Source organism: Maricaulis maris, assembly GCF_036322705.1.
Lineage (GTDB): Bacteria > Pseudomonadota > Alphaproteobacteria > Caulobacterales > Maricaulaceae > Maricaulis > Maricaulis maris_B.
The window spans coordinates 1,697,680-1,723,621 of record NZ_AP027270.1 but is presented as its reverse complement, the minus strand read 5'-3'; the positions used below and the strand labels follow the sequence as shown (position 1 = coordinate 1,723,621).

The window sequence follows — 25,942 nt, the reverse complement described above, 5'->3', positions numbered from 1 at the left end:
GGGCTTATCGCAGCAGGACTGGGGCAGAGGCTGGTGTCGGGTTCGGTTGGCCCCGGACCTTCGCCCGGCTTTCGCCGGGCTGCGTCCGGGGGAAATGTACTTGCCTGGTGAGGGGGAGGGCATTTTGTGCCTCTCCCCACCATTGTTCGCTTGCCGAGAGTGCGCCGTATCCATTTCTTCCGGTCAAGGGGCATGCCCGCTGCGCGGCCCTTCGGGCCCTTGACCGGAAGAAATGGATACGGCCTGCTGGCTGACAAGCGATTTATGGACGGTTCCGCGTCGTGCGCTTCCTATTCGGCGCGGCAGTTGCGCCAGAAACTTTCCAGAAGCTCAAATTCCTCGTCGCTGAAGGAAATACGCGTTTCGATGCCGTTTGCGGCATGGCGCAATATTCGATCCGACGACGCGCCGCCTATGGTCATCAGCGACAGGTCGTTCACGGGAATGGTGAAGTCGACGGTCAAGCCACTGCCGGTTACGTCATTCGGCCAACCCTCGACCTCGGTTCTAAATTGATGGGGCGGAAGCCCGAGTGTGAAGTCGAGCAAGACAGGAAAGGCGGACACATCATAGCCACCTCGCCCGTCAGGGTGAGGCGGGTATGGCTGGTCCCATGCCACTTCACCACTTATCGATACGATGTAGCTTGCTGGCTCGCATCGCATCACGAAGACCGCCTCGCTCTCGCTCCAGCCAAAGGCCAGTGAGCCGGCGCCAGTGCCCTGGTCCCAAAAGTTCCAGCCCGGCCCGTCAGACTCGGCTTGAGCCGAGTTGGCAACGGCACTCACCGCCAGTGCCAGGCAAAGTGTGCGGAATGGCGTAATGATCACATCAACCCCAAAGTCTTGAAACTCGCCGTATTCTCGCGCCCGATCACCAGGTGATCATGGACCGCGATTTCAAACGGTTTGCAGATCTCCATCAGCGTGCGGGTCATCTCGATATCGGCCTGGCTGGGCGTGGCGTCGCCGGACGGGTGGTTGTGCACCAGGATGATGGCGGAGGCCTCGTGGGCGAGGGCGGCCTTGACCACTTCGCGCGGATAGACCGGGGCGTGGTCGATCGTGCCTTCACCGAGCACCTCGTCGGCAATCAGCTTGTTCTTGCGATCGAGGAAGAGGACGCGGAATTGTTCGGTCGTGGCGTGCTGCATGGCGGTCCGGCAATAGGCGACCAGGGCGGACCAGGAGGTGATGACGGGGCGCCCGATCGCCTGCTCGCGGGCGAGGCGTTCCGACAGCGCCTTGATCAGCTTGAGCTCGGCGGCTGTCTTTTCCGAGACGCCGCGAACCGTGGTGAGCTGGACCACGCTGGCGGAGGCGACGCCACCCAGATCCCCGAAACGGGCGATCAGGTCCTTGGCGATGGGTTTGACGTCGCGGCGCGGAATGCAGCGGAACAGGTAAAGCTCGAGCAATTCATAATCGTGAAGTGCCAGACCACCCGCTGAGGTTAGTTTTTCACGCAGCCGGTCCCGATGACCTGTATGCGAGGCCAGGTCGTTCATGGCTCAGGGCAGGGAATAGGGCGGCTTGTCGAGGCCCTTGGGCGAGGACGTGAAAATCTCCACCCCGTCCGCCGTGACACCGACGGAATGCTCGAACTGCGCCGACAGCGACTTGTCGCGGGTGACGGCGGTCCAGCCATCGGCCAGCACCTTCACATCCGGCCGGCCGAGATTGAGCATCGGTTCGACCGTGAACAGCATGCCTTCCTTCAGCTCGACGCCTTCACCACGGGTGCCGAAATGCAGCACGTTGGGACTGTCATGGAAGAGCTGGCCGAGACCATGGCCACAGAAGTCGCGAACGATGGAGCAGCGACGCTCCTCGGCGTATTCCTGGATGATCGCGCCGATGGTGCCGAGCGTGACGCCCGGCTTGATCGCATTGATGCCGGCCATCATGGCTTCATAGGTCGTGTCGACCAGCAGTTCGGCCTTCCGGCGCGGCTCGCCGATCATGTACATGCGGCTGGTATCGCCATGCCAGCCATCGACCACGACGGTGACATCGATATTGACGATGTCGCCATTCTTCAGCGGTTTCGGACCGGGAATGCCGTGACAGACGACATGGTTGATCGAGGTGCACACCGAATGCCGGTAGCCGCGATAGAACAGCGTCGCCGGCATCGAGCCATTGGAGAAGGCATAGTCACGCGCCAGCTTGTCGAGCGCTTCCGTGGTCGTGCCCGGCCGGGCATGTTCGACCAGCATGTCGAGGATTTCCGCAGCCAGACGTCCGGCCTTGCGCATGCCGGCGAAGGCCTCCGGCCCGTGCAGCTTGATGCGGCCATCGCGCGGGCTGGCGGTCTCGGTATCGGTCACGGTCTCGTAGGCAGTCGTCAAGGCATGTCTCCTCTGGCGACCCTATATAAACAGAGCGCGCGCCGTTTGGAACGGCGCGCGCCTGCATTTCTCAGCGAAGTCGGGTGGATCTATTCGCCGTCGTGGCCGAACAGGTTGCCGAAGAAGCTGTCATCATTCCAGGCCGGACGCTCGTCGCTGTCGGCGATTTCGCGGGCGATCAGGTAGTTGATGTTGGCAAACTTCGCGCCCTGCTCGAACAGGACTTCCAGCTCGCCATCGAGCTGATCCGTCTGGCGGTGGTAATGGGTGTTGAGGAAGCCCATGAAGCCTTCGCCCTCGTCCCAGCGCGGATCCGGCGAGGAGAAGCCGGTCATCAGGAAGAGCGAGGGAACGCCCTCACGCACGAAGTTGTAGTGATCTGAGCGCACGAAGAGCGACTGCTCGGGCAGCGGGTCTTCACTGACCATGATGTCCATCCGGGCCGCGGCGCGGGTGGCAATCGGGCCAAGATTGGAGTGGTTCGAGCCAAAGGCGATCACGTCGGCGAAATCATAGACGATAACCGGCATGTCGAGATTGACGTTGGCGACGATCTGCTCGGCCGGGACGCTCGGATTGCGGGCGAAGTGCTCGGAGCCCAGCAGGCCCTTTTCCTCGGCCGTCAGCGCCACGAAGACGATGGAGCGGCGCGGGGCGCCCTGTTCGAGGAAGGTGCGCGCGGTTTCCAGCATGATCGACACGCCGGAGGCGTTGTCGACGGCGCCGTTGCAGACCGAATCCGTCTCGTCGGACGAGCGGCAGGAGCCACCCGAGCGCATGTGGTCAGTGACCGAACCGATATGGTCCAAGTGGGCCGACAGGACCACGATCTCATCCGCCAGTTCCGGGTCGGTACCACGGATCATGCCGACGACATTGGGGTCCTCGAACGGCTCCGACAGGGTGCGCTGGCGGATCGTCACCGTGTGCGGCAGGGCAAAGCGCGGATAGCTCGGCTCCTCCGCCGACATCGCGGCCTGGACTTCTTCCAGGCTCATTTCGGCGCCTTCAAACAGGCGCGCGCCGAGTTCCACGGTGACATTGGCCGCGGCGGCGACCGTGTCATAGCTCGATGGGCCGGTGGCTGCGGTCAGACGCACCGTGGGGCGCGAGCCGAAGCCGGAGGCAAAGCCGGCCAGCTGTTCGCTGGTCCAGCCGGTGATCGAGATCATGCCGATTGCGCCGTGGTCGGCCGCGACATTGCGTTTGGTGGTGCCGGAATTGTGGTGCGCGCGCTCTTCCGACAGGCCCTCGAAAACGCCTTCGGGCACGCCGCCCATCACGACCACGATCTTGCCCTCGACATCGAGGCCGTCATAGTCGTCATGGCCGCGATTGGCCGCCGACACGCCATGGCCGACAAAGACAAGCTCGCCGGTGACGGTGGATTCCAGAACGCTCGGATTGGTCCCGACCAGCACCTCGGTGCCGTGGGCGAAGGTTTCGCCATCCAGGGTGAGCTGGTTGTAGTCGGCGTCTGCCAGCACTTCCTGCATTGGCACCGCGGCAAAATAGGTGCCGTCATCGCCAGCCGGTTCAAGCCCGAGCAGGCGCATCTGCGCGGCGACATAATTGGCGGCGATCTCGTAGCCATCCGTACCGGCATCGCGGCCGGCCAGATAGTCCGAGGCGAGGAAGCGGATATGCGCTTCGATATTGGTTGCGCTGACATCTGGCATGAATGTGGTTTCAGCGGCGCCCGGCGCCACTGTGGCGTCGGTGTCAGTCGCGGCGCTGCAGCCCGCAAGGGCCAAGCCGGCAAGGGCCGATACGAGATATTTCATGGGAGCCTCCCCCAAAGAGGTGATTTATTTGGTGCGGACTATAAGGGGCAGGGCGAGCGGCACAATCTCGGCGGCGTGTTAACTTTCAGTCACAAGCGCCGCGGCTACCGAGGGCAGGACCGAGTAGTGGTCTGAAAAGATTGGCGTCATCCGGGCCGGTCGGCCGGTAGAGAGCTGGAAGCAGACGACCTTGGTCAGGGCCCTGAATACAGTGGCGCCGTCAGTGACGCGGCGAAACTGGTAGCGACGCTCGGCCCGCAGACGGCGATCGGACTGGCTGATCCAGACCGCGCAGTCGATCTCGTCGCCAAGGCGGACATGGCCGAGATAGTCGGCCTCGGTGCGGATGATGGCGATGCCGCGATCATCGGCCGCGCAGGCTTCCATCGCGTAGCCCTTGGAGAACCAGTGCGTCCAGGCGGCCTCGTCGGCCCATTCCAGATAGCGGGCATTATTGGCGTGGCCGAAACTGTCGATATCCTTCGCCTCGACGGTGATGCGATGGATATAGGCGTCCGGCAGGTCCCAGCCATTCCAATTGTCGGTCATGATCCCAGCTCCACGCGCATCGGGCGGGTAATCGTCACCGCCTCGGGAGACACGTCGCAGGCATAGGCGAGGACTTCAACCCCGGCACCCGCACTCTCACGCAGGGTTTGCGCATAGACCGGGTCAATGTCGGCGGCGGGCCGCAGGACATCGCAATCGCTGCGCTGGACAATGAAAAGCTGGACCGCGCGCTCGCCGGCGGCGACCTGGCCCGCCAGCTCGACTAGGTGTTTGGCGCCGCGCGAGGTCACCCCGTCGGGAAATTCGGCGATGCCGGGTCCGCGCTGCCAGTGGACATTCTTCACCTCGACCCAGCAGGGTGGCCGCTCGCCGCCCTCCAGCAACAGATCGATGCGGGAATTCGTCCCATATTTCACCTCGCGGCGCAGGCTGTCGTAGCCGGCCAACTCGGCGATCACGCCGGCCTCAACCGCCTCCTCGGCCAGCGCGTTGGCGAGATTGGGCAGGGCGCCGATCATCGTGCCCTCGGCCTCGACCAGCTCCCAGGTGTATTTCAGCTTGCGCTTGGGATTGTCCGAGCGCGACAGCCAGACGGTGAGGCCCGGCGTCTTGATCCCGGTCATGGCGCCGGTATTGGCGCAATGCGCCGTCACCGTCTCGCCGCTCTCCAGCTCAACATCGGCGAAGAAGCGCTTGTAGCGTTTGATCAGCCGTCCGCGGACGAGCTCGGTCGCGAATTTCATGTCTTGGACTTCCCTGCTGGCGCCACATATATCCGGTCAGACACGGCACAGCTAAGGGCGATTCTCATGACGACAGGCAAACGGGTGACGGCGGCAGTGCTCCTGATCGGCGACGAGGTCCTGTCGGGCCGGACCCAGGACAAGAATCTCAACCAGATCGCCCGCTTTCTTGCTCCGCTGGGGATCAATGTCGTGGAATGCCGGGTCGTTCCGGACGAGACCGATATCATCGTCGACGCGCTGAACACGCTGCGGGCGCGCTGCGATTATGTCTTCACTACCGGCGGGATCGGCCCGACCCATGACGACATTACAGCCGACGCCGTCGCCAAGGCCTTCGGGGTCGGCATCGATGTCCGCGCCGACGCGCTCGAGATCATCGAGCACTGGTACGCCAAGACCGGGACGCCGGTGACTGAAAGCCGCAAGCGCATGGCGCGCATTCCTGACGGGGCCAGCCTGATCGTCAATCCGGTCAGTGGCGCGCCGGGCTTCCAGACCGGCAATGTCTTCACCCTGGCCGGCGTGCCGTCCATCGTCGCCGGCATGCTCAACGACATCGATCACCGGCTAGAGGGTGGGGCCGTCACACAATCCCGCTCGGTCAAGGGCGACAATCTGCGCGAAGGCGATATTGCCGAACCGCTCGGCGCCCTGGCCAACGATTTCCCGGACGTATCGATCGGCTCCTATCCCTATTTCCTCGAAGTCACCGCCGGCGAGATCAAGCGCGGCACCCATCTGGTCGCCCGCGCCACCGACGAGGGCCAGCTAGACACGGTGATCGATCGCATCGCCGCGATGGTCGAAGCCGTCGGGATCACACCGCGCATCGATCCGGTGGATTGAGTCGAAGAAATATGGCTGCATTTTTAGGGTTCGGCACACTGGTGTCCATATTGGTCATATCGGTTATTGGCAGCATCTGGACCAAACGAAAAACTCCGGCGATCACCCACACGTCGACCGATCATGATCTGATGATCAGAAACTTCTGGATTGTCGCGTGTTGTGTTTGTGTGTCCTTTGCCGTTCTGAGTGGATTTTTGATTGCGCTGGTCGTGTATGTCGAGGTGAGGTGAGGTGAGGCCGACCGGTCGCCTTGTTCGCGTTCTCGCATTGCCCCCTGATCACGTGTCCCACCACCCTGTTCATCCAAGTCTGGTTTCAACTGTCACCTCGGCTCTGCGGCCTGCTTTCGCAGGCCATTCGGCCGGGATGACAACGACGCCTGAACTCAAAACTTACCCGCTCCCTCCCACTCCTTCGGCGCAACAGCGTGCGGAGAGCAATAGCCGTGGGCGCGCTGAAAGGCGCGCGACACAAGGGTCGGGACCGGATGGGCGAGGCCGGTCCGGGCGACCACGGCTGGAACAGGGATGTGACCCGGCCGCGCCACCCGGCGCAGGGCGATCCATGGATCGCTTGTCAGCCAGCAGGCCGTATCCGGGTCTTTAGCTCAAGGGTGAAACCGCGAAGCGGCGGCGGCGCCGCCCTTGACCTGAAGACCCGGATACGGCGGGATCCCGGCAAGCGGTTCATGGATGGGTGAGCGCGCGGTGCGCACGAGTTGAGGGGCACAAGTGAAAAACGGTACGCGTCCCCGCTTTTCCAGCGCCGGAACGTCGCGGTCTGGGTTCGGGCCAGCCTTCGCGACGCCATGGAAACGCCGCGGGAGTTCCGGAGCGCACGCATCTCGATTTCAGGGAAGGAATGGCGGAGAGGATGGGATTCGAACCCACGGTACGCTTTTGGCGCACACTCCCTTAGCAGGGGAGCGCCTTCGACCACTCGGCCACCTCTCCACTGACCGGTTTAGAATGCGGCGGCGTGGGCATCAAGTGCGAGTTGCGGCGTTTTGACGACGGATTGCAGACGGCAAGCGGGGGCACTGTCGCGTCGGTGCCGGTCAGGCATGGTTGCGCGCTCCCCAGGCGAGGTCCTCGCGCGGAGAGCGGCTAGCCTGTCAGGTCGGTCGTGGCCTAGAAAAACGCCTGCAGCCCGGTCTGGGCACGGCCCAGGATCAGGGCGTGCACGTCGTGGGCGCCTTCATAGGTGTTGACGGTTTCCAGGTTCACCATGTGACGCATCACCTGGTATTCCTCGGAGATGCCGTTGCCGCCGTGCATGTCGCGCGCCATGCGGGCGATGTCGAGCGCCTTGCCGCAATTATTGCGCTTCATCAGCGAGATCATTTCCGGCGCGGCGGCCGCTTCGTCCATCAGGCGACCGACGCGCAGCGAACCCTGCAGGCCGAGCGTGATCTCGGTCTGCATGTCGGCGAGCTTTTTCTGGAAGAGCTGGGTCTGGGCCAGAGGCCGGTCGAACTGGATGCGGTCGAGCCCATATTGGCGCGCCGCATGCCAGCAGAATTCCGCGGCGCCCATGACGCCCCAGGAAATGCCGTAGCGGGCGCGGTTGAGGCAGCCGAACGGGCCTTTCAGGCCGGAGACGTGGGGCAGGAGGGCGTCTTCGCCGACCTCGACCCCGTCCATCACGATCTCGCCGGTGATCGAGGCGCGCAGGCTCAGCTTGCCGCCGATCTTGGGGGCGGAGAGACCGGCCATGCCCTTGTCGAGCACGAAGCCGCGGATCTTGCCGTCATGCGCTTCCGACTTGGCCCAGACCACGAAGACATCGGCGATCGGCGAGTTGGAGATCCACATTTTCGAACCGGTCAGCTTGTAGCCGGTCGGCGTCTTGCTGGCGCGTGTCTTCATCCCCGCCGGATCGGAACCGGCATCGGGTTCGGTCAGGCCGAAACAGCCAATCCATTCGCCCGAAGCGAGCTTGGGCAGGTATTTCCGGCGCTGTTCTTCCGAGCCATAGGCGTAGATCGGATACATCACGAGGGAGGACTGGACCGACATCATCGAGCGATAGCCACTATCGACGCGTTCGACTTCGCGGGCGACCAGGCCGTAGGCGACATAGCCAAGGCCGGCGCCACCATATTCTTCCGGCAGGGTGCAGCCGAGCAGGCCCTGCTCGCCCATCTCGCGGAAGATGTCCGGATCGGTGTGCTCGTCACGGAAGGCGTCGATGACACGGGTCTGCAGGCGCGACTGGGCGTAATTGCGGGCGGTGTCGCGAACCAGGCGTTCTTCCTCGGTCAGCTGATCATCGAGGCGGAAGGGATCCTGCCAGTCAAAACGGCCCAGATCCGGAGCATCCTTGGCTTTCAGCGTCGGCGTGTCAGTCATGAGGGGCAATCTCCCGGCGGTCATTTGAAGTGTGCTGGATTTCGGAAGTAGCCGCGCCGGGCATCCGGGGCAAGTCAGCGGAGCGGTTCGGCTTGGCGTGATATCGCAAACACGGATAAGGAAGGCCTGTACCGGGGCGATGTTGTCGCCGCAGACGCTGTTCGGGGGAGGGATGGATGTCGCAGGAAAGCCTGATCGTTCTGGCCACATTGATTGGCTACAAGCTCTTGCTGATCGGGGTCGGGGTGTGGGCCTCGCGGCGCAATCAGACCGAGGCGGATTTCTTCATCGCCGGGCAGGGGCTTGGCCCCTGGGTCGCCGGCCTGTCCTATGCCGCCTCGACCTCCTCGGCCTGGGTGCTGCTGGGCTTCAGCGGATTTGTCTATCTGAGCGGCCTGTCGGCCTTGTGGATGGTGCCGGGTATCTGGGGCGGTTATGTCGCCGTCTGGCTGTGGTTCGGACGCCGCCTGCGGGCCGAGACCGCCGAGGCCGGTCATGTCACCACTGCCGATTTCCTCTCCGGCGGACAATCTCCGACCGGACGCCGCTGGATCGGCGCAATTGCCGCCGCAATGATCCTGTTCTGCTTCATCTTCTACATTGCCGCCCAGTTTGGCGCCGCAGCCGTGGCCTTCGAGACCCAGTTCGCCCTGCCGCGCTTCGAGTCGGTGCTGGTCGGTGCCGGCGTAGTGCTGATCTACTCCCTGCTCGGCGGCTTCTGGGCGGTCAGCGTGACCGACATGCTGCAGGGTGCGCTTATGCTGCTCGTCGCCCTCCTGCTGCCGGTTGCTGCCCTGGTTGCTGCGGGAGGCCCGTCCGGCGTGATGGCCACCCTGCAGGCCAATGAGAGCGCCGCCTATCTTAGCCTGTCCGGTGAGATGCCGGTCATGGTGCTGCTCGGTTTCGTGGTCGGCGTCTGGGGTGTCGGTCTGGGCGCACTCGGCCAGCCGCAACTGATTACCCGCCTGATGGCCGTGAAGGATGAGGCGGCGCGCCGCCGCGGTTTCCAGATCGCCATCATCTGGGCGGTGCTGGTCTTCACCGGCATGACGGTGCTGGGCCTGTCGGGCCGTGCGCTGGTCGGGGCCGGGTCGAACGGCGAGGCGGTCTTCTACCAGGTGGCGCGTGACTATCTGCCGCCGATCGTCGGCGGTCTGGTGATCGCAGCGGTGCTGTCGGCGGTGATGTCGACGGTTGATTCCATCCTGCTGGTCGCGGCCTCTGCGGTCAGCCGGGACCTTGGTGTGTCGCGCCGCTTCAAGGGCCGTGAAGTGCTGGTGTCCCGGATCGTCATGATCGCCATCGCGGTGGTCGCCGTCTGGATGACCCTGGCACTGCCATCATCCATTTTCGCCCGCGTCCTGTTCGCCTGGGCGGCCCTGGGAGCGGCTTTCGGTCCGATCATCGTGATGCGGGTGGTTGGCGTGCAGTCCGGCCATCGGGCGGTGCTGGCCGCAATGATCGCCGGCTTCGGGCTGACCGTCTTCTTCAACGCCATGGGGGCCCTCGACGGCTCGACCCTGTCAGGCCCCGGTGCCGTCCTGGCGCAATGGGCGCAATTGCCGGGCGACCCGTTCGAACGCGTCTTTCCCTGGCTGCCGGCACTGTCGATCCTGTGGTTCGGACGGGTCAGGGGGGCGGCATGAGGCGTGCCTGCGACACCTCGCGCCTTGACCTGCGGCTCATCCCGTAACAAGTCGGCGGCATGATTGCAGAACTCGGGCAGTTCGCCCTTATCCTCGCCTTCGTGGTCGCCCTTTTCCAGTCCGTCGCCATCTTCGCCGGGCTGCGGACGGGCGACGCTGTGGTTCACGGATTTGCGCGCATGGGCGCGATCGCCCAATTCGCGCTGGTGCTCGCGGCTTTTGCCTGCCTGACCTACCTGTTTGCGGTCGCGGACTTCACCGCCCTGGTGGTCGCCGACAATTCGCATACCGACAAGCCGATGCTCTACAAGCTCACTGGCGTGTGGGGAAATCACGAAGGTTCGATGCTGCTCTGGGGCCTGATCCTGACGGCGTATACCGGCGCGCTCGCCTGGTCGGCCAAGCCGGTCGAGGCGCGACTGATCTCGCTGACCTTCGCGGTGCAGTCCCTGATCACGGCGGCGTTCACGGCCTTTCTGCTGTTCACCTCCAACCCGTTCGCCCGGCTGTGGCCCGGACCGGAAAACGGCCAGGACCTTAATCCGCTGCTGCAGGATCCGGGGCTCGCCTCGCATCCGCCCATGCTCTACGCCGGCTATGTCGGCTTCTCGATCACCTTCTCCTTCGCCGTGGCCGCCCTGATCGACGGCCGCGTCGATGCGCGCTGGGCCCGTATTGTCCGGCCCTGGGCGCTGGCGGCCTGGACCTTCCTCACCATCGGCATCGCGCTGGGTGCGAGCTGGGCCTATTACGAGCTGGGCTGGGGTGGCTGGTGGGCCTGGGACCCGGTCGAGAACGCGTCCCTGATGCCGTGGCTGGCCGGGACGGCCTTCATCCACTCCCTGCGGGTCATGGAGAAGCGCGATACACTGAAAGCTTGGACGATTCTTCTGGCCCTGCTGACCTTTGCCTTGTCGATGGCCGGCACATTCCTGGTGCGCTCCGGCGTCCTGACCTCGGTCCATGCCTTCGCGGTCGACCCCGAGCGTGGTGTCTTCATCCTCGCCATCCTGATCGCGCTGGTGGGCGGATCGCTGCTGATCTACGGCTTGCGGGCCGGCCTGCTCAAGCCGACGGGCGTGTTCTCCGCGATGAGCCGCGAGAGCATGCTGCTGGTCAATAACCTGGTGCTGGCGGCGGCGTGCGGACTGGTCTTCTTCGGGACCTTCTACCCGCTCTTCATCACGACGGTGAGCGATGCCACGGTGACCGTTGGCGCACCCTTCTACAACAAGACCTTCAACCCGATGATGGGGGCGTTGCTGGTGCTGGTGCCGATTGCCGGCCTGCTGGCCTGGAAACGCGGACGGCTGATGCCGGTGCTCAAGGATCTGGCGCCTGCCGCTATTGCCGCTGTGGCGGGTGGTCTGGCCGCTTTCTGGATTGCCGACCGCAGCCTGGTGGCCGGTGCGCTCGGGACGGCGCTGGCGATCTGGATCGGGGTCGGTGTCCTGATCGATCTCGGCAAGCGCTTCAAGCTGGGGCAGATCGACTTCAAGGCCTCGATGGCGCGCGCCGCCCGTCTGCCGCTGGCGATCTGGGGCATGGCTGTCGCCCATCTGGGTCTGGCCGTGGTGGTCTTCGCGATCACCGGGGTCAGCGCCTGGAAGCAGGAAACCAGTGCTTTCCTGATGCCGGGCCAGCATCTCGACATCCGGCACCTGACCATCACGCTGGACAGCGTGGAGCAGGTTGAAGGCCCCAATTATGTCGCCGAGCGCGGTTATCTGACAGCGCGGCGGGACCAGCAGGTGATCAGCAACCTGACAGCGGAGCGCCGTTTCTACTCGATCCGCGGCATGTCAACGACCGAGTCGGCGATCCATGCCCATGCCAGCGGTGACATCTACGTCACCATCGGGCAGGCCAGCCCCGGTCGTGGCTGGCCGGTCCATGTCTATCTCTATCCGTTCGCTGTCTGGCTTTGGATCGGTTCCGCCATACTGGGCCTCGGCGGCCTGCTGTCGATTGCGGATCGCGGTCGCCGCTCGCTGGTCGCAAAACCGGCGCCGGTATCCGCCCCCGCGGCCGCGGAGCCTGCCGAATGAACCGGGTCTTCCTCTTCCTGCCGCTGGCGATATTCGCCGTCATGCTGGTCTATTTCGGACTGGGCCTGCGTGAGGATCCGTCCGAGATTCCCAGCCAGATGATCGACCGTGCCTTGCCTGATTTTGAGCTGGCCGGCGTGGTTGAGGGTGAGCCCGGCCTGTCCAACACCGATCTGCTGGGCCAGGTCTCGCTGCTCAATGTGTTCGGCTCCTGGTGCCCGCCCTGTGCCATCGAGCATCCGATGCTGATGCAGATCAGCCGGTCCGGACGGGTACCGATCTACGGCGTCGACTGGCGCGATCCGCCCGGAGCCGGCGCCGCCTGGCTCGAGCGCAATGGCAATCCCTATCAGCGCGTCGGCGATGATGCCCAGGGCCGCCTGGCAATCGATCTGGGGATTACCGGCGCGCCGGAGACTTTCCTGATCGATCGTGAGGGCCGTGTCCGCTTCCATCATGTCGGCATTATCGATGAAGACGTCTGGCGCAATACGCTGCTGCCGGTGATCGAGGAGCTGGAAGCCCAATGACCCGGCTGGTTCGTTTCAGTGTTCTGGTTCTCGCGCTGCTGCTGTCCGCGCCGAATGCCCTGGCGGCGCCGCAGCCGGATGAGCAGATGGCCGATGAGGTGATGGAGACGCGGGCACGGGCGCTTTACCGCGACCTGCGCTGTGTTGTCTGTCAGAGCCAGAGTATCGATGAGAGCAATGCGCCGCTGGCTGCCGACATGCGCGCCGTGGTGCGCGAGCGACTGCTCGCCGGTGACAGCGATGCCGAGGTCCGCACCTGGCTGCAGACCCGCTATGGTGACTACGTTCTGATGACGCCGCCCTTGCAGGGCAATACGCTGCTTCTGTGGCTGTTGCCGGCCATTCTTCTGGTTGGCGGCGGCGTGTTGGTTGTCATCTATATCCGGGCCCAGTCGCGCCGCCTTTCGGCCGGTCTCGACCCTGAAGACGAAGCGGAACTGGCGCGCCTGCGCGAGGAGGAGGGGTTGTCATGATCTGGTTTCTGATTGCCTTGCTCGCAAGCATCGTCGCTCTGGGTCTGGCTCTGCCGGTAATGCGCGGGGTCAAGGGACAGGTGTCCGACGGGCGCGAGGTGTTTGCCGGCCAGCTGGCGGAGCTTGAGCGGGATCGAGAGCTGGGTTTCATCGATGCGGAGGCTTCCCGCCAGGCGGAACTCGACATCCGTCGCCGGATGAGTCTCGCCAATGCCCGGATGGACGAGGACAGCGTCGAGGCCCATGCGCCCTCACAGGTCCTGCGGCAGGCTCTGGTGGCAGGATCCGGCATTACCGTGATCGCCGCCTTTGCGATCTACATGGCGATCGGCAGCCCGCAGCTCGTTGGCAGGCAACCGGCTGAAATGCCGGCGATTCCCGAGGAGGCGCGGGCCGTGATGGCGGAACTCGACAATCTCCGGACGGACCTGGCCACCAACCCTGACAATCCCCAGGGCTGGGCGGTTCTGGGGCAAGCCTATCTGCGCCTTGGCCGGTTTGGTGAAGCCGCCATTGCCTTCGAGAATGCCATCAACTGGGAGCCGGGATCGGCGTTCCTGTTCAGCTCTCTGGGACAGGCGCGCCTGTTCGAGAGCGGTGGCACGATGTCGCCGGCAGCCCGCGAAGCCTTTGCCCGGGCCCTCGACATCGATGCCAACGATATCCGCGCACGCTTTTTCATGGCGGAGGCCCGCTACCAGGATGGTGAGCGGGAGGCAGCGATGCAGGAATGGCAGGCAATCATCGACGGCGCGGCGGACGGCGCTGCCTATCTGGGCATGGTCGAGGCCCGGATTGCGGCGGCCGAAGCCGAAGCGGGGTCAGCGGAGCCCTAGCACGGGCGCTCTGACAGACGCTCAGGACCGGCTGAGGTCAGGATCTGGCAGATTTCAGGATTCGGCGATGTCTCGCGGCGAATAGTCGGGAACGGCCGCGTCATTGCGTGCCCAGGCGACAAAGACCCCGAGTTGACGCTCGGCCTCTACATAGACGTGGTCCGGGATCTGCGTGCGCTCGACGACAGCAGTCCGCACCGAGGCCGGACAGCTCAGGGCGACCAGCGAAACCGCTACGGCACTTCCCAGAATGATCGCTTGTGTTCTCATCAATCGCTCCCCAGCCCTGAATCGAATTTCCAGTAACCTTACGAAAGCGTAAGAAACGACCGGCGTCCATCCCGACAATCGATAATTCGGGCTGTTTCTTTGCCATTCCGCCCGTCAGGCGCCAAACCGAACCCGATCCTCGGCGAATTTCAAAAACGCAGAGGGAGCTGCGTCCTGATCGCGACGGTGCCAGGTCTTGCGATTGCCTTACCGCGCGCCCGAACGGGGGCTATTTGGTTATGACTGGTCGCAAACCCCCGCACTCCGGCATAAATCACCCTACATAGAGTATTTGACGACGGTCGCGTGTCGGCTGAAACTTCAGGTGAACTCCGTACCGGTTCCTTTGTTTTTCTTTGAGAGTATCCATTCATGACCCTTGAATCCCGTCTTATGGCGCGCTCCGATGCGATCCTGAAATCCTGGCGGACGCTCAACTGGGCGAGCGCGTTTTCCGCGATCATCTACCCGGCGCTCGGCGTCGCGTTGCTGACCACCATGCTCATCCTCGGCCTCGCCCTGAGCGGCCTGACCCTGCATTGGTGGTACGCGCCGCTCTGCTTCGGCGTGACCGCGCTGACCATCGTGCTGTGCAATATGGGGATCGGCCCGCTGCACCGGATCTGGCAACACCGCGCCGGCGAGATCAAATGGCCGGGCCAGGTCATCATCATGATCAATTGCATCCTGGCGATGCAGGGAACTTTGAAGGATTGGGTCAATTACCACTCCCAGCACCACCGCTTTGCCGACAAGCCGGGCGACCCGCACAATCCGTTCGAATCCAAGGTCTGGGCCTGGGTCGGCTGGATCCTGTGGCGGGACGAAAATGACCTCGCCCGCCCGATGCCGATGTGGCTGAAGGACAACCCGGTCGTTCATTTCGCTGACCGTTTCCACATCACGCTATCGCTGGTTGTGCACCTGGTCATCCCCGCCGCCGTCTACGTGGCTGTTGCGCTGACCGGCGGCTCGCTCATCCTGACGGCCCTGCTTCATGCCAGCGTGATCATTGGCCGCGGCTTGCAATTCCACGCCACCACGCTGGGCGTGAACGTGTTCGGTCACATGAAGACGCCGAAATGGTTCGACTATCTGCTGGCGCTTCTGACCGGCGGCGAAGCGTTGCACGATCACCATCACGACTTCCCGCGTTCGGCCCTGCACCTGCCCAAGAAAGGCTTCTGGAACCGGGTCGTCGACTATAACGGCACCGCGCTTCTGGTGATGCGTCGACTGGGGCTTGCCAAGAACCTCCAGATCGCGCCGCAATTTGCGTGATTGCCCGTCGAGGCTGAGCGCGGACATTCCAAAGCCCCGGCCTCATGGCCGGGGCTTTTTCATGCGGGAATGTATGCCGAGATTTCACTGAAATCGCCGCTTCTGCCCATGGACCTGACCCCGGTTCGGCGCTAGCGTCTTCGCAAGTGCATCATACCGTATGCTCGATAAAGTCGATAAAGGGGAGATCATGTCCGATCTGGAAGCCTTCCGCGAAGAAGTCCGGGGCTGGCTCGAAGCCAATTGTCCCGAGGAAATGCGTCAGCCGATGCAGGGCGAAGACGACGTCGTCTGGGGTGGTCGGAACTTCAAGTTCACCGAACCGCAAAAACTGTGGCTGGACCGGATGGCCGAGAAGGGCTGGACGGTTCCGGAATGGCCGACCGAGTATGGCGGTGGCGGGCTCGACAAGGCCCACGCCAAGGTCCTGCGCGATGAGATGAAGCGCCTGAAAGCGCGCGTTCCGCTGCAATCCTTCGGCATCTGGATGCTCGGCCCGGCACTTCTGAAATATGGTACGCATGAGCAGAAGCTCGAGCATCTGCCCCGCATCGCGCGTGGCGAGATCCGCTGGGCGCAGGGCTATTCCGAGCCGAATGCCGGCTCCGATCTCGCAGCGTTGATGACCAAGTGCGAGGACAAGGGTGATCACTATCTGATCAACGGCCAGAAGATCTGGACCTCCTATGCCGACCAAGCGGACTGGATTTTTGCGCTCGTCCGGACTGATTTTGCCGCCAAGAAGCATGAAGGCATCTCCTTCATCCTGGTCGACATGGATCAGCCGGGTGTGACGACCAAGCCGATCAAGCTGATCTCCGGAAAATCGCCCTTCTGCGAAACCTTCTTCGATGACGCGCGCGCCGAGAAACACAATCTGATCGGCGAAAAGAACAAGGGCTGGTCGGTCGCCAAGTATCTCCTGACTCACGAGCGCGAGATGATCGGCGGCATGGGCTCCAATGTCATGCGTCCGGCCGGCGATGTCGCTGTCCAGATGATTGGCAAGGACGAGCAGGGCCGTCTGGCGGATCCCTTCCTGCGGACCGACGTGGTTCGTCTCGAGATTGATGGCTTGGCCTTCATGTCGACGATGGAACGCGTTGCCGACGAGGCCAAGGCCGGGCAGGGCACGGGCGCCAACTCCTCGATGCTGAAATATTACGGCACCGAACTGAACAAGCGCCGCATGGAACTCATGATGGACAGCGCCGGCCAGGACGGCCTGGAATGGGGTTCGGATGATGATGTCGCCGCCCATTGGCTGCGCTCGAAGGGCAACTCGATCGAGGGCGGTACGTCAGAGGTCCAGCTCAACATCATTTCCAAGCGCATTCTCGAAATGCCGTCCGCGTAACGACGCACCATAAGGGGAGAGACCACCATGGCCATGGTGCTGAATGAAGAAGCCGGCATGCTCAAGGATGCCGCCCGCGGCTTTCTCGCGGACAGTGCGCCGATCGCCCAGTTGCGCCAGCTGCGTGACCGGGCGGATGCAGACGGATTTGACCGCAAGACCTGGGCCGCAATGGCCGAGATGGGCTGGACCAGCGTGCTTGTCCCGGAAGACCAGGGCGGCGTGGAAATGGGCTATGTCGCGGCCGGTGTTATCGCCGAGGAAATGGGGCGGACGCTGACCGCCTCGCCCTTCCTGTCGACCGCCATCATGGGCGCAACCGCGCTGTCGCGCTTCGGGTCCGCGGGGCAGAAGTCGGAATGGCTGCCGCGCATCGCGGCGGGCGACGCCATCACAGCGATCGCCGTTGATGAAGGCCGAAAGCACAACCCCTCGAGCGTGACCACCACCGCTGAGCGCTCCGGCAACGGCTTCAAGCTGAGCGGCAAGAAGGGTTTTGTGGCCGAAGGTCATGTTGCCGACATGATGATTGTCTCGGCCCGCACGGCTGGCAGCGAGAGCGAAGCCGAAGGGATCTCGCTCTTCCTCGTGCCACGCGACGCGGCCGGGGTCTCGGTTGAGCGCATCCAGACCGTCGACAGCCGAAATTTCGCGACGGTCACGCTCGATGGCGTCGAAGTGACGGCGGACGCTGTGCTCGGTGATGTCGATGGCGGTCTCAAGGCGCTTGAAGCCGTGCTGGACGCGGGCCGCGCGGGCTTGTCGGCAGAGATGTCCGGCTCGGCACAGCACTGCCTCGAAAGCACGGTGTCCTATCTCAAGGAACGCAAGCAGTTCGGGGAGATCATCGCCACATTCCAGGCGCTGCAGCACCGGGCGGCACATCTCTACTCCGAGGTCGAGCTGGGCAAATCGATCGTGCTGAAAGCACTCCAGACGCTTGATGCGGCGCCCGATCACGCGGCGATGATGGTCTCGGCGGCCAAGGCCAAGATGGGTCAGGTGGCCCAGCTTGCCTCCCAGGAAGGTGTGCAGATGCATGGCGGGATGGGCATGACGGACGAGTACGATATCGGCTTCTTCATGAAGCGGATCCGGGTCGCCGAGGCGCTCTATGGCGATGCCAACTTCCACGCCGAGAAATTCGCACGCATGCGTCAGTACTGATCCGCGCAAATCGCGGGGGAGGAGACTTGATGGATTATCAGGGCAAGGTGGTTGCGATCACCGGGGCTGGACGCGGTATTGGTCTGGCCATGGCCGAGGCCTTTCATGCGAAAGGCGCAAAGGTTGCGCTGGCTGACCTGTCCGGAGCCGAGGAGGCCGCCAGGGCGCTCGGCGGTCTCGGCATGACGGTCGATGTGACGAATGAAGCCGAGATCGGCGCTTTTCTGGATCGGGCCGAGCGCGAGCTGGGATCGGTCGACGTGTTCGTCTCGAATGCCGGCATCCTGAGGACCGACGAGCCGAGCTGGGATGCCATGGGCGCCGATGACAAGGCCTGGCAGGACAGCTTCGAGGTCAATGTGATGGGCGCGGTGCGCAGTTCGCGCCAGGTCTGGCCGCGCATGAAACAGCGTGGCGGCGGGGTCTTCGTGATCGTCGCGTCCGCGGCCGGGCTTCTGGCCCAGATCGGCGCGGCGTCCTACACGGCGACCAAACACGCCGCTGTCTCGTTTGCGGAAAGCCTGCTCATTGCCCATGGCGATGAGGGTCTTCAGGTCGTCTGCGTCTGCCCGCAAGCGGTGCGGACGGATATGATTGGCGGCAGCGAGGACGGCGGGATTGCCGGCGCGGACGGGATTGTCGAACCGTCGGACGTGGCCGCCGAGACACTCGCAGCGATTGCGGAAAAACGCTTTCTGGCGCTGCCGCATGATACCGTCGCCGGATACGAGCTGGCGCGGGCCAGCCAGCGCGATCGCTGGCTCGGCGGCATGCGCAAGTTTCGTCGCATGATGGTCGAGAAGCGCGGCCGCCCGGTCTAGCGCCAACACACGAAATTCAACGCCTAAAACAAATCAAACGGAACGAGATAAAGGGGAGAAACATGGATCTGGGTATGTCGGAGCGCGTCAAGCCGCTCATTGAACAAGTCCGCGCCATGGTGCGTGATGTCGTGATGCCGGTTGAGGCGGAATACCATGCGGAGATCGGCAAGGCCGGTAACCGCTTTGCCTTCACTGATCGTCAGACCGAGATCCTGGAGAGCCTCAAGGCGGAAGCCCGCAAGCGCGGCCTGTGGAACTTCTGGCTGACCGGCTCCGACCGGGGCTACGGCCTCTCGACTGTCGAATACGCCTATCTTGCCGAGGAAATGGGCTGGTCCCACCTGGCCGCCGAAACCTTCAACTGTTCGGCGCCGGATACCGGCAATATGGAAGTCATCGAGCGCTACGGAAATGCCGAGCAGAAGAAGAAATATCTCGAGCCGCTGCTCGCGGGCAAAATGCGATCCGCCTACCTGATGACCGAACCGGACGTGGCCTCTTCGGATGCCACCAATATCGCCTTCTCGGCGGTCGAGGACGGTGATGAGTGGGTCCTCAATGGCGAGAAATACTGGGCTTCCGGGGCCGGTGACCCCCGCTGTGCCGTCTACGTGCTGATGACCCGTACCGAAGGCGATGACGCGCCGCGTCACGGTCGCCACTCGCAATTCCTGATCGATTCCGATCTTCCGGGCATCGAGATCCTGCGCCCGATGACGGTCTTCGGCCATGACGATGCGCCGCACGGTCACATGCACATCCGCTTCACCAATGTGCGGGTGCCCAAGGAGTGTCTGATCCTCGGCCGTGGCCGTGGCTTCGAGATTTCCCAGGGCCGTCTTGGGCCGGGGCGGATTCACCACTGCATGCGGGCCATCGGCCAGGCCGAGCGGGCGCTGGAACTGATGTGTCGGCGCGCCGTGTCGCGGACCGCTTTCGGCAAGCCCCTGGCCAAGCTGGGCGCCAATTACGACATCATCGCCGAGCGCCGCATGGCGATCGAGCAGGCGCGCCTGCTCTGCCTCAAGGCCGCCTGGATGATGGATCAGGGCGATCCGCGCGCGGCTGCGCCGTGGATCTCGCAGATCAAGGTCGTCGCCCCGCGCGTCGCCCTCGAGACGGTCGACGAAGCCATGCAGATGCACGGCGGCACCGGCGTGTCCCAGGATACGCCGCTGGCTGCCATGTGGACGGGACTTCGCACCCTGCGCTTCGCCGATGGCCCCGATGCCGTGCACCGCATGGTCATCGGTCGCAAGGAACTCAAGCCCTATGCCAATGAGGGCTGATCATGGCTCAGCGTAAACCCGCCCCGCCGCGGGCTGTCATCGAACACATCGCGCGCCAGGTGACCGAAGCGGAAGAGGTGCTCAACATTGCCGAGACCGATGTGCTCGGCACGCGTCAGCTGGCCTATGTCAACGCGCCGGCCGACCTGCGCTTTCTTCTGCTCAAGGCGATGGAGCATAGCGAGAAGACAGCGGTGGTCTTCGAAAACCAGCGCTGGACCTTTGCTGACCTGGTGGCGCGGTCGGTTGCCGTCGCCAATACGCTGATCGACCGTCACGGCGTGACCCCCGGCACGCGGGTGGCGCTGGCCATGCGCAATTCGCCGGAATGGATGGCATGTTTCCTCGGGGTGATCGCTGCCGGCGGGGTGATCGTGCCCCTGAATGGCTGGTGGACCAGCGAGGAAATGGCGTTCGGTCTGGAAGACAGTGGCGCCAAGGTCGTCATCGCCGGCGCCCGTCAGATCGAGCGGGTCCGCCCGCATGCCGATCGTCTGGGGCTGACCCTGATCGCCGGGCGCGGCGAGATCGATGGTGTTGCTGACACGTTCGACAGCATGGTGGCCGCCAGTGCCGGCAAGGCGCCGCCCGAGCTCATCATTGATACTGACAGCGATTTCGCGATCTTCTACACGTCCGGTTCGACCGGCAAGCCGAAGGGCGCCCGGCTGACCCATCGCGGCGCTGTCACAACGGTTCTGTCCTTCGCCCTGCTCGGTGCTGCGCTCAAGCTGGCGAACGGGGACGAGGATTTCGTCGACGGTGATCCTGGCGTTCTTGTCTGCCTCCCGCTCTTCCACTGCACCGGATCTCATGCGGTCTTCATGATGTCGCTGTTCGCCGGCCGCAAGATGGCGCTGATGCGCAAATGGGATGCCGGCGAAGCCGTCGAGATCATCCAGGCCGAGAAACTGACCGACATGGTCGGTGTGCCGACGATGTCGCATGAATTGACGCTCGAGGCCGAGCGCCGCGGCGTGGTGCTCGAAACCCTTCAGTCCATGGGGACCGGCGGCGCCAAGCGGCCCGAGGCCCATGTCGAGAAGATCAACGAGGTCTTCCCGCAGGCCTGGTCGTCGTCGGGCTATGGCCTGACCGAGACCAACGCGCTGGGCACCTATAACGGCCTTGGTGAGTATCAGGCCAAGCCGGGCTCGTGTGGTGCGCCGCTGCCGGCCGTGACCTTCATCAAGACGGTGGACGAGGCGGGCAATGAAACCCCGACCGGCGAGCCGGGCGAAGTGTGGATCAAGTCTCCGGCGGTCTTCCGCGGTTATCTCAACCAGCCCGAGGCGACCGCCGATGTGCTGACCGAGGATCGCTGGTTCAAGACCGGTGATGTCGGCGTGATCGACGAGGACGGCTTCCTGTTCATTGTCGACCGGATCAAGGACATGCTGCTTCGCGGCGGTGAGAATATCAGCTGCCTCGAAGTCGAAGGTGCGCTCGCGCACCATCCCGACATCCTTGAAGCAGCCGTGATCGGCATTCCGGACGAACGTCTGGGCGAGCGCGTCGGCGCCGCCATCCTGGTTCGTCCCGGCGCGACCGTGTCGGACGAGGACCTCAAGGCGTTTCTCAAGCCGCATCTGGCGCCCTTCAAGATCCCGGACCATGTCTGGCGCATGGATGGACCGCTGCCGCGCGGTGGGACCAGCAAGATCGACAAGCCGGGCTTGCGGAAAATGCTTTTGACCGAAGGAGGGACGGCCTGATGCCGGTGCTCAAGAAAGACGAATTGGCGGCCAAGATTGGCCAGGAAATCGGCGTATCTGACTGGACGCAGATCACCCAGGAGCAGATCAATACCTTTGCCAAGGTCACGGATGATCACCAATTCATCCATATCGATCCGGAGCGGGCGGCCAGGGAAACCCCGTTCGGCGGGACCATCGCCCACGGCTTTCTGACGCTGTCGATGCTGTCCTCGCTGGCCGCCGATACCACGCTGGTCATTGATGGCATCGTGATGGGGATCAATTACGGCTTCGAGAAAGTGCGCTTTTTGACCCCGGTCCGGGCCGGAAAGAAGATCCGCGGGCGATTCAAACTGGCCGATGCGGTCGAGCGCAATCCCGGCCAGTGGATGCTCAAATATGATGTGACGGTCGAGATCGAGGGCGAGGACAAGCCGGCGCTGATGGCGCAGTGGCTGACCCTCCAGATCCTCGGCTGATCACCACACACCTCAATCAGGGAATGATGACGTCATGAGTGAAATTCGTTTTGACGGCCGCGTGGCCATTGTGACCGGCTCGGGCCAGGGCCTCGGGCGCACCCATGCCCTCGGGCTGGCGGCGCGTGGCGCCAAGCTGGTCATCAACGATCTCGGTGGTTCGCTCGACGGGACCGGGACCGGCTCGGCGGCCGAGGACGTTGCGGCGGAGATCCGCGCGGCGGGTGGTGAGGCGATCTCTCACCGGGCCAATGTGACCAAGCCGGACGAAGTCGCCGACATGGTCGCCCAAGCCAGGGACAAGTGGGGCCGGGTCGATATCCTGGTCAACAATGCGGGCATCCTGCGCGACAAGTCCTTCGCCAAGATGGAGATCGATGATTTCCGCGCCGTGGTCGATGTCCACCTCAACGGCTCGGCGATCTGTACCAAGGCGGTCTGGGACATCATGCGCGAGCAGGAATATGGTCGCATTGCCATGACGACCTCGTCCTCGGGCATGTATGGCAATTTCGGCCAGTCCAATTACGGCGCCGCCAAGTTCGGCCTGATCGGTCTGATGAACACGCTTCATCTGGAAGGCGCGAAATACAATATCCGGGTCAATGCCCTCTCGCCGACCGCGGCAACGCGGATGACCGAAGGTCTGCTGCCACCGGCTGCGCTCGATCTGATGACCCCGGAATCGGTGTCTACCGGTCTGGTTTATCTGGTCAGTGAAGAGGGGCCCAGCCGGACCATCCTCTGCGCCGGTGCCGGCGGATATGCCGTCACCAAGATTTATGAGACCGATGGAATCTATCTGTCGCCCGAGGACCAGACCCCGGAGAATGTCGCCGCTCGCTTCGCTGACATCAGCAATGCAGCGGACCAGAAAGAACTGCAGGCCGGCGGTGAGCAGACCGTCAAATTCCTGACCAAGGCGGCAACCCACATGGGCGTGAAGCTGGGCTAGTCCCGGGGCTTCCGATCGCGACAGTCGAACACCACGAAACACGAGGGTACCGCCATGAAAGCGCTTATCTGCAAGGAGTTCGGTCCTGAGGACCAGCTCGTCGTTGACGAAATTGATGCACCGGCCATCCAGCCGGGCCATGTCCGCATTGACGTGAAGGCCGGGGGGCTGAACTTCCCCGACTTGTTGTGTGTGCGCGGCCAGTACCAGTTCAAGCCGCCACTCCCCTTCGTCCCGGGCACCGAGGGCGCCGGGGTGGTCAGTGAGCTGGGCGAGGGCGTTGAAGGTCTCTCGGTCGGCGACAAGGTCTTGTTCAATACACCAGTCGGCGCCTTCGCCGAGCAGGCGGTGGTTCCCGCGGCGTCGGTGACGCCGATCCCTGACACCATGCCGTTTGATGCGGCCGCCGGCCTGACCATCGTCTACGGCACCTCCTACCATGCCCTGAAACAGCGCGCCGACCTCAAGCCGGGCGAGACCCTGCTGGTTCTCGGTGCGGCGGGCGGTGTCGGCCTGGCGACGGTCGAGCTTGGCAAGGCCATGGGCGCCAGGGTGATCGCGGCCGCGTCGACCGACGAGAAACTGGCGGTCTGCAAGGAGCATGGTGCCGACGAGCTGATCAATTACTCGACCGAGGACCTGAAGGCCCGGATCAAGGAACTGACCGGCGGCAAGGGCGTCAATGTGATCTATGACCCTGTCGGCGGCGACTATGCCGAGACTGCCTTCCGGGGCATTGCTGCGGGCGGTCGACATCTGGTCATCGGCTTTGCTGCCGGTGAAATCCCGAAGCTGCCGCTCAACCTGCCGCTCCTGAAAATGGCCAGCGTGGTCGGTGTGTTCTGGGGCGCCTGGGCAGGGGCCATGCCCGCGGCGCACAAGCAGAACATGGTCGAGCTGTTTGACATGTTCGAGGCCGGCAAGATCAAGCCGCACGTGGCCGGGACCTATCCGCTGGAAAGCTTCCTCGACGGTTTCAACGCGCTGTCGGGCCGCAAGGCGATCGGGAAAGTGATCCTGACGCCGTAGTTGAAGCCGGTTTCGACCGGGCTAATTTGACGCGAGCGGTCGGCGCGCCCAACGTGCGCCGACCGGCTTTGTTCTGGGGAGAGATTTATGCGCCGATTTCTGAGTATTGCCGCCGTCGTCGGGAGCCTTTCGGCCCCAGCCCTGGCCCAGCAACACGCGCCGCCGTCAGAAGTTCTGGCGGTCCACGACTATGTGGCGGCCGTCTCTGCCGAACGCATCGAAGCCGATATCCGCACGCTGGCGGATTTCGGTACCCGTCACACCCTCTCCGAGACCGAGAGCGAAACGCGCGGCATCGGGGCCGCCCGGCGCTGGATCTTCGATGAGTTCGAACGCATCTCCGCCGACTGCGGCGGCTGTCTCGAGGTGATGTACATCTCCGACACGATTTCCGGCGAGACCCGGATTCCCGATCCGGTGGAGGTGGTATCCGTCATCGCCATCCAGCGTGGCCGCATCGACCCGGACCGATATGTGATGATGTCCGGCGATATCGACAGCCGTGTGACCGATCCGCTGGACGGCACTTCGGATAGTCCCGGCGCCAACGACAATGCCTCCGGCATGGCCGGCGTGATCGAGGCGGCCCGCGTGCTCAGCCAGCACCAGTTTGACGGTTCGATCATCTATGCCGGCCTGTCCGGCGAAGAGCAGGGTCTGTTCGGTGGCCAGATCGTGGCCGCTCACGCCATGGAGAATGGTTGGCGGATCAAGGGCGTCCTCAACAACGACATGATCGGCAATATCTCCGGTATCAATGGCGTCATCAACAACACGACCGCCCGCGTCTTCTCCGAAGGCACACGGGCCGTGGAAACACCCGAAGAAGCCCGCATCCGCCGCTTCACCGGCGGCGAGGTGGATAGCCCGTCTCGCAATATCGCCCGCTTTGTGGACCGAACGGCGGACCAGTACATCCCCAATCTGGACGTGATGATGGTTTACCGGCTCGATCGCTTTGGCCGCGGTGGACACCACCGTCCGTTCAACGCGGTTGGTTTCCCCGGCGTCCGCATCATGGAGACCAACGAGCACTATGATCGCCAGCATCAGGACCTGCGGAGCGAAGATGGTCGGCTCTTTGGCGACACCGTCGACGGGGTCGATTTCGACCATGCCGCACGGCTCACCTCCCTCAATGTTGCCGTGATGGCCCAGATGGCCGGCGCGCCGCCTTTCCCGTCCAATGTCACCATTGAGGGGGCAGTGCGCCCGTCGACGACCCTGAGCTGGAACATGGCGGAGGGTGAGGCGGCAGAAAACCTCGCGGGCTATCGCATTTACTGGCGCCTGACCGATCAGCCGCAATGGCAGTGGAGCCGGTTCGTCGGACGGACCGATACATTCACGCTCGAGAATGTCGTGATCGATAATTACTACTTCGGCGTCTCGGCCGTGGCGCTTGATGGTTCGGAAACGCCGGTGGTGTTTCCCGGCCCGGCCGGCTCGTTCGGCAACTAGATACCCTTAT

General features: G+C 63.6%; 24 protein-coding genes and 1 tRNA gene. 16 read left to right on the top strand and 9 right to left on the bottom strand.

The annotated features are described in order from the left end of the window. Positions 1-290: 290 nt before the first annotated feature. The 6 genes from AAA969_RS08015 to sfsA form a co-directional block, all read right to left on the bottom strand. The gene (locus tag AAA969_RS08015; protein WP_338245414.1) at positions 291-830 is read right to left on the bottom strand and encodes a hypothetical protein; all 540 of its coding nucleotides are present in this window, start codon (positions 828-830) and stop codon (positions 291-293) included. Continuing rightward, a complete protein-coding gene (gene radC / locus AAA969_RS08010) occupies positions 827-1,507 on the bottom strand; it encodes a RadC family protein (RefSeq protein WP_338245413.1) in 681 nt (226 codons plus the stop codon). The genes AAA969_RS08015 and radC overlap by 4 nt, the downstream gene beginning before the upstream one ends. Positions 1,508-1,510: 3 nt before the next feature. After that, positions 1,511-2,350, bottom strand: coding sequence for a type I methionyl aminopeptidase (gene map / locus AAA969_RS08005; protein WP_338245411.1), 840 nt, complete (start codon positions 2,348-2,350; stop codon positions 1,511-1,513). A gap of 89 nt (positions 2,351-2,439) precedes the next feature. Next, on the bottom strand, positions 2,440-4,134 hold the full coding sequence (locus tag AAA969_RS08000) for a M28 family metallopeptidase (RefSeq protein WP_338245409.1): 1,695 nt from the start codon (positions 4,132-4,134) through the stop codon (positions 2,440-2,442). Positions 4,135-4,212: 78 nt separating this feature from the next. Beyond that, complete coding sequence (locus tag AAA969_RS07995; protein WP_338245407.1) at positions 4,213-4,683, bottom strand: acyl-CoA thioesterase; 471 nt, start codon at positions 4,681-4,683, stop codon at positions 4,213-4,215. Further along, positions 4,680-5,387: a DNA/RNA nuclease SfsA gene (gene sfsA / locus AAA969_RS07990; protein ID WP_338245406.1), complete on the bottom strand. Its 708-nt coding sequence runs from the start codon at positions 5,385-5,387 to the stop codon at positions 4,680-4,682. The genes AAA969_RS07995 and sfsA overlap by 4 nt, the downstream gene beginning before the upstream one ends. A gap of 66 nt (positions 5,388-5,453) precedes the next feature. Here sfsA and AAA969_RS07985 point away from each other — a divergent pair, with 66 nt between their 5' ends. After that, positions 5,454-6,236: a competence/damage-inducible protein A gene (locus tag AAA969_RS07985; RefSeq protein ID WP_338245405.1), complete on the top strand. Its 783-nt coding sequence runs from the start codon at positions 5,454-5,456 to the stop codon at positions 6,234-6,236. An 865-nt stretch (positions 6,237-7,101) separates the two neighbouring features. Here the strand turns inward: AAA969_RS07985 and AAA969_RS07980 are convergent. Continuing rightward, positions 7,102-7,192 (bottom strand) — tRNA-Ser (locus tag AAA969_RS07980). Positions 7,193-7,369: 177 nt separating this feature from the next. Further along, positions 7,370-8,590, bottom strand: coding sequence for an acyl-CoA dehydrogenase (locus tag AAA969_RS07975; RefSeq protein ID WP_338245404.1), 1,221 nt, complete (start codon positions 8,588-8,590; stop codon positions 7,370-7,372). A gap of 176 nt (positions 8,591-8,766) precedes the next feature. Here AAA969_RS07975 and AAA969_RS07970 point away from each other — a divergent pair, with 176 nt between their 5' ends. The 5 genes from AAA969_RS07970 to ccmI are packed head-to-tail and all read left to right on the top strand — an operon-like array spanning position 8,767 to position 14,123. Beyond that, entirely contained in the window at positions 8,767-10,236 is a 1,470-nt protein-coding gene (locus AAA969_RS07970) for a sodium/proline symporter (RefSeq protein WP_338245403.1), read from the top strand. A gap of 59 nt (positions 10,237-10,295) precedes the next feature. Further along, positions 10,296-12,284: a heme lyase CcmF/NrfE family subunit gene (locus AAA969_RS07965; RefSeq protein WP_338245401.1), complete on the top strand. Its 1,989-nt coding sequence runs from the start codon at positions 10,296-10,298 to the stop codon at positions 12,282-12,284. Beyond that, a complete protein-coding gene (locus AAA969_RS07960) occupies positions 12,281-12,814 on the top strand; it encodes a DsbE family thiol:disulfide interchange protein (protein ID WP_338245399.1) in 534 nt (177 codons plus the stop codon). Before AAA969_RS07965 ends, AAA969_RS07960 begins: the two co-directional genes overlap by 4 nt. Beyond that, positions 12,811-13,287: a cytochrome c-type biogenesis protein gene (locus AAA969_RS07955; protein WP_338245397.1), complete on the top strand. Its 477-nt coding sequence runs from the start codon at positions 12,811-12,813 to the stop codon at positions 13,285-13,287. The genes AAA969_RS07960 and AAA969_RS07955 overlap by 4 nt, the downstream gene beginning before the upstream one ends. Continuing rightward, the gene (gene ccmI / locus AAA969_RS07950) at positions 13,284-14,123 is read left to right on the top strand and encodes a c-type cytochrome biogenesis protein CcmI (protein ID WP_338245395.1); all 840 of its coding nucleotides are present in this window, start codon (positions 13,284-13,286) and stop codon (positions 14,121-14,123) included. The genes AAA969_RS07955 and ccmI overlap by 4 nt, the downstream gene beginning before the upstream one ends. A gap of 54 nt (positions 14,124-14,177) precedes the next feature. On the opposite strand, the gene AAA969_RS07945 is transcribed toward ccmI, so the two are convergent. Further along, positions 14,178-14,393 carry a hypothetical protein gene (locus AAA969_RS07945; protein WP_338245394.1) on the bottom strand — a complete coding sequence of 72 codons (216 nt, stop codon included), beginning with the start codon at positions 14,391-14,393 and terminating at the stop codon, positions 14,178-14,180. A 372-nt stretch (positions 14,394-14,765) separates the two neighbouring features. Here AAA969_RS07945 and AAA969_RS07940 point away from each other — a divergent pair, with 372 nt between their 5' ends. The 10 genes from AAA969_RS07940 to AAA969_RS07895 all read left to right on the top strand — a co-directional run bounded on the left by AAA969_RS07940 (position 14,766) and on the right by AAA969_RS07895 (position 25,932). Beyond that, positions 14,766-15,674 carry an acyl-CoA desaturase gene (locus AAA969_RS07940; RefSeq protein WP_338245392.1) on the top strand — a complete coding sequence of 303 codons (909 nt, stop codon included), beginning with the start codon at positions 14,766-14,768 and terminating at the stop codon, positions 15,672-15,674. A gap of 190 nt (positions 15,675-15,864) precedes the next feature. Then, positions 15,865-17,031, top strand: a complete 1,167-nt coding sequence (locus tag AAA969_RS07935) for an acyl-CoA dehydrogenase family protein (protein WP_338245390.1) — start codon at positions 15,865-15,867, stop codon at positions 17,029-17,031. Between the two features lie 27 nt (positions 17,032-17,058). Then, on the top strand, positions 17,059-18,198 hold the full coding sequence (locus AAA969_RS07930) for an acyl-CoA dehydrogenase family protein (protein ID WP_338245387.1): 1,140 nt from the start codon (positions 17,059-17,061) through the stop codon (positions 18,196-18,198). 29 nt (positions 18,199-18,227) lie between these two features. Beyond that, positions 18,228-19,019 carry an SDR family oxidoreductase gene (locus AAA969_RS07925; RefSeq protein ID WP_338245385.1) on the top strand — a complete coding sequence of 264 codons (792 nt, stop codon included), beginning with the start codon at positions 18,228-18,230 and terminating at the stop codon, positions 19,017-19,019. Between the two features lie 62 nt (positions 19,020-19,081). After that, the gene (locus tag AAA969_RS07920) at positions 19,082-20,311 is read left to right on the top strand and encodes an acyl-CoA dehydrogenase family protein (RefSeq protein WP_338245382.1); all 1,230 of its coding nucleotides are present in this window, start codon (positions 19,082-19,084) and stop codon (positions 20,309-20,311) included. A gap of 2 nt (positions 20,312-20,313) precedes the next feature. Beyond that, positions 20,314-22,026: an AMP-binding protein gene (locus AAA969_RS07915; protein WP_338245381.1), complete on the top strand. Its 1,713-nt coding sequence runs from the start codon at positions 20,314-20,316 to the stop codon at positions 22,024-22,026. Continuing rightward, positions 22,026-22,487 (top strand): MaoC family dehydratase, encoded by a 462-nt coding sequence (locus AAA969_RS07910; RefSeq protein WP_338245378.1) that lies wholly within the window; start codon positions 22,026-22,028, stop codon positions 22,485-22,487. Before AAA969_RS07915 ends, AAA969_RS07910 begins: the two co-directional genes overlap by 1 nt. 34 nt (positions 22,488-22,521) lie before the next feature. Continuing rightward, on the top strand, positions 22,522-23,442 hold the full coding sequence (locus tag AAA969_RS07905; RefSeq protein ID WP_338245376.1) for an SDR family NAD(P)-dependent oxidoreductase: 921 nt from the start codon (positions 22,522-22,524) through the stop codon (positions 23,440-23,442). A 54-nt stretch (positions 23,443-23,496) separates the two neighbouring features. Next, entirely contained in the window at positions 23,497-24,471 is a 975-nt protein-coding gene (locus tag AAA969_RS07900; RefSeq protein ID WP_338245375.1) for an NADPH:quinone oxidoreductase family protein, read from the top strand. 87 nt (positions 24,472-24,558) lie between these two features. Beyond that, positions 24,559-25,932: a M28 family metallopeptidase gene (locus tag AAA969_RS07895; RefSeq protein WP_338245373.1), complete on the top strand. Its 1,374-nt coding sequence runs from the start codon at positions 24,559-24,561 to the stop codon at positions 25,930-25,932. Positions 25,933-25,942: the final 10 nt, after the last annotated feature.

Excerpts from the sequence above, each read along its gene's own strand:
- AAA969_RS07910 (WP_338245378.1), top strand. The coding sequence starts at position 22,026 with ATGCCGGTGCTCAAGAAAGACGAATTGGCGGCCAAGATTGGCCAGGAA.
- AAA969_RS07935 (WP_338245390.1), top strand. The coding sequence starts at position 15,865 with ATGTCCGATCTGGAAGCCTTCCGCGAAGAAGTCCGGGGCTGGCTCGAA.
- AAA969_RS07930 (WP_338245387.1), top strand. The coding sequence starts at position 17,059 with ATGGCCATGGTGCTGAATGAAGAAGCCGGCATGCTCAAGGATGCCGCC.
- sfsA (WP_338245406.1), bottom strand. The coding sequence starts at position 5,387 with ATGAAATTCGCGACCGAGCTCGTCCGCGGACGGCTGATCAAACGCTAC.
- AAA969_RS08000 (WP_338245409.1), bottom strand. The coding sequence starts at position 4,134 with ATGAAATATCTCGTATCGGCCCTTGCCGGCTTGGCCCTTGCGGGCTGC.
- AAA969_RS07915 (WP_338245381.1), top strand. The coding sequence starts at position 20,314 with ATGGCTCAGCGTAAACCCGCCCCGCCGCGGGCTGTCATCGAACACATC.
- AAA969_RS07900 (WP_338245375.1), top strand. The coding sequence starts at position 23,497 with ATGAAAGCGCTTATCTGCAAGGAGTTCGGTCCTGAGGACCAGCTCGTC.
- AAA969_RS07995 (WP_338245407.1), bottom strand. The coding sequence starts at position 4,683 with ATGACCGACAATTGGAATGGCTGGGACCTGCCGGACGCCTATATCCAT.
- AAA969_RS07965 (WP_338245401.1), top strand. The coding sequence starts at position 10,296 with ATGATTGCAGAACTCGGGCAGTTCGCCCTTATCCTCGCCTTCGTGGTC.
- AAA969_RS07985 (WP_338245405.1), top strand. The coding sequence starts at position 5,454 with ATGACGACAGGCAAACGGGTGACGGCGGCAGTGCTCCTGATCGGCGAC.
- radC (WP_338245413.1), bottom strand. The coding sequence starts at position 1,507 with ATGAACGACCTGGCCTCGCATACAGGTCATCGGGACCGGCTGCGTGAA.
- AAA969_RS07955 (WP_338245397.1), top strand. The coding sequence starts at position 12,811 with ATGACCCGGCTGGTTCGTTTCAGTGTTCTGGTTCTCGCGCTGCTGCTG.
- AAA969_RS07975 (WP_338245404.1), bottom strand. The coding sequence starts at position 8,590 with ATGACTGACACGCCGACGCTGAAAGCCAAGGATGCTCCGGATCTGGGC.
- AAA969_RS07925 (WP_338245385.1), top strand. The coding sequence starts at position 18,228 with ATGGATTATCAGGGCAAGGTGGTTGCGATCACCGGGGCTGGACGCGGT.
- ccmI (WP_338245395.1), top strand. The coding sequence starts at position 13,284 with ATGATCTGGTTTCTGATTGCCTTGCTCGCAAGCATCGTCGCTCTGGGT.
- AAA969_RS07895 (WP_338245373.1), top strand. The coding sequence starts at position 24,559 with ATGCGCCGATTTCTGAGTATTGCCGCCGTCGTCGGGAGCCTTTCGGCC.
- AAA969_RS07905 (WP_338245376.1), top strand. The coding sequence starts at position 22,522 with ATGAGTGAAATTCGTTTTGACGGCCGCGTGGCCATTGTGACCGGCTCG.
- AAA969_RS07940 (WP_338245392.1), top strand. The coding sequence starts at position 14,766 with ATGACCCTTGAATCCCGTCTTATGGCGCGCTCCGATGCGATCCTGAAA.
- AAA969_RS07960 (WP_338245399.1), top strand. The coding sequence starts at position 12,281 with ATGAACCGGGTCTTCCTCTTCCTGCCGCTGGCGATATTCGCCGTCATG.
- AAA969_RS07970 (WP_338245403.1), top strand. The coding sequence starts at position 8,767 with ATGTCGCAGGAAAGCCTGATCGTTCTGGCCACATTGATTGGCTACAAG.
- AAA969_RS07945 (WP_338245394.1), bottom strand. The coding sequence starts at position 14,393 with ATGAGAACACAAGCGATCATTCTGGGAAGTGCCGTAGCGGTTTCGCTG.
- AAA969_RS07920 (WP_338245382.1), top strand. The coding sequence starts at position 19,082 with ATGGATCTGGGTATGTCGGAGCGCGTCAAGCCGCTCATTGAACAAGTC.